Source organism: Arthrobacter sp. 2YAF22_2, from assembly GCF_052114645.1.
GTDB lineage: Bacteria > Actinomycetota > Actinomycetes > Actinomycetales > Micrococcaceae > Arthrobacter.
Map to the genome: position 1 here is coordinate 1 of NZ_JBFRFD010000598.1, position 1,994 is coordinate 1,994.

Here is a 1,994-nt window from a genome sequence, read left to right on the forward strand (position 1 = left end):
GTCGATGGCAGTTTCGAGATCCAGATGCTGCCACTGGGTGGAGCGTGGCGCACGGTAGAGCACTTCGGTCTGCCGGCCCGGCGAGTTGACCAGCTGCTCGCTGGCAGAGCCCTTGGGGCACAACCGGCCGCGGGAAATAGGCGAATCGGGATCGCCTTCGATCTGAACGACCTTTTCGTCCTTGACGTAGACCCGCTGTCCGCAGCCCACCGCACAATACGGGCACACGCTCTGTACGACGCGGTCCGCGGTGGCCGTCCGGGGGCTTATTGCCCTCGTCTGCGGGGATGTCACCGCCGGGCCGCGGCCCAGCAGGTCGCCCGTACTGAACTGCCGGACGACCGGCCACTGAAGAAAACTACGCCGTGCCATGGCAGGAGCCTACCCAATCCACGGCGCCAACGACAGAGGAGCGTGATATCTACCGCGCGGACAACAACGGCGAGCCTTGGCCAACGTACGCCCGAAGATTTTGCGGGCCTTTGTAAAACGTTTACCGGCTTCGTCTGGAAGCCGCGCCCCAACAGGTCCTTGGCGAGGTAGTAGGCAAAGGCCCGACTGTTGGCGAGGCCCCGCTCTGGAACTCCTCGGCCGGGATCAGCACTGTGGATAGGGAGCCCGCGGCCCGTGCGCCCAACGGCGTGCGTTAGAAACATCCGGGGCCCTCCGCTTCGCGGGGGCGCCACTGCGGCGTGATGATTCACCGGGTGAAGAACAGCCGCCGGTTTTTCGTCACTTTGTGCAGAGATGCAGGACGACTCTCATTGCCTACTTCGGGGAGGCTAGCATTTCGTGCACGGGCGGGGCCTCGGTTATGTTTTGGGGGATCGAGGGCCCTCCCGTCGCCGGGACCGGTCTGCGCCCCCTGCTGGACCCTTCCACAGAGGTTCCGTGCGACCAAATCCTGGCTCTCCTGTAGGGGCGGAGTCGACAGGCGGCCCGTACTGGGTTGTCTCGGGTTTACCGGGCGAGAGATCGCCGGATGACATCGAGGTGACCCGCCGTCGCGGCTGGTTGGCCCCTGAGGTCGCGCACCGTGAGCCCCGTTGCCGCCTTCAATGCCCTTGACAGGCTTTGGGTATTGGAAAAACCGCTGCGGGCGGCGAGTTCGTCCATCGGTCGCGACCGGTCTTCCTTGTCAAGGAGTAGCTCCAGAGTCCTCGCGGTACGCACGGCGCGGATGCGGGAGCCGAGTCCGAGCTCTTCCTGCTCAAAGTGGCTGAACAGTGTCCTGCGGGAGATGTGGAAGTGCTCTGTGATGGCTTGGACCGCCAGGTCCCGTGAGGTGTAGTTCCGGTCGATGTACTTCCTAATTTCCAAGAGCTGCGACCATTGGAGCGATTCGGGGGCGGGGGGTACTTCGAGCAACGATGAGATCAGCGAAGCAACGATGGACGTCAGCACACCGGCCGCCGAACCGGAGTGTTCTTCCATTCCGTCGTTTCGGCAGTTCAAGAGAACGGGCATAAGCAACGAACGCAATACGGGATGCTGAATGAGATTGGGCATGTCGGACAGGCGTTTGGCGTCTGCCATCGTCAGGTCCAGAGCGGCTCTGTCTAGGTTGAGCTGGACGACGTGCATGCCGTTGGGAGCGCGGAATTCTCCTTTGTGGGTGAGATCGAGGAAGCGAACACGTGGTGCGCTGATGGACGTAGGCTCTCCGGAGAAGTTGTACGTCGCAGAGGGGGCCTTGACGAAGTAAGCCAGACGGAGGTCGCCCGAGTCTGGGTTGGCATTCCAGAATCCTTTTGCGGGTTCGTTCCGGAGCTCTATCACGCTGAAGCCCGGCCCAGTAAAACTTGTGGCCCACGGGCGAAAAAGCGGGGAAGTCGGCCCGGTTTCCTCCAGCCGGACAGGAGTTTCCACGGCTTGTCCGTACCATGTCCGCCAATGCTCGAACTTCTCCCGCGGAGTCAGTTCCTTCGGGACCTCGTAGTGCTGCCGGGTTGCACGAGCCACAGATCGCGGGGGAGTGCTAAGCGACCTCGTCT

Annotated in this window: 1 protein-coding gene and 1 pseudogene; both read right to left on the reverse strand. The window is 62.7% G+C overall.

What is annotated here, in order from left to right:
* Positions 1-372: pseudogene (locus AB4Y86_RS17700) on the reverse strand (formate dehydrogenase); the annotation flags it as partial.
* A gap of 588 nt (positions 373-960) precedes the next feature.
* Positions 961-1,869, reverse strand: a complete 909-nt coding sequence (locus AB4Y86_RS17705) for a helix-turn-helix domain-containing protein (protein WP_441403465.1) — start codon at positions 1,867-1,869, stop codon at positions 961-963.
* Between the last annotated feature and the right edge of the window lie 125 nt (positions 1,870-1,994).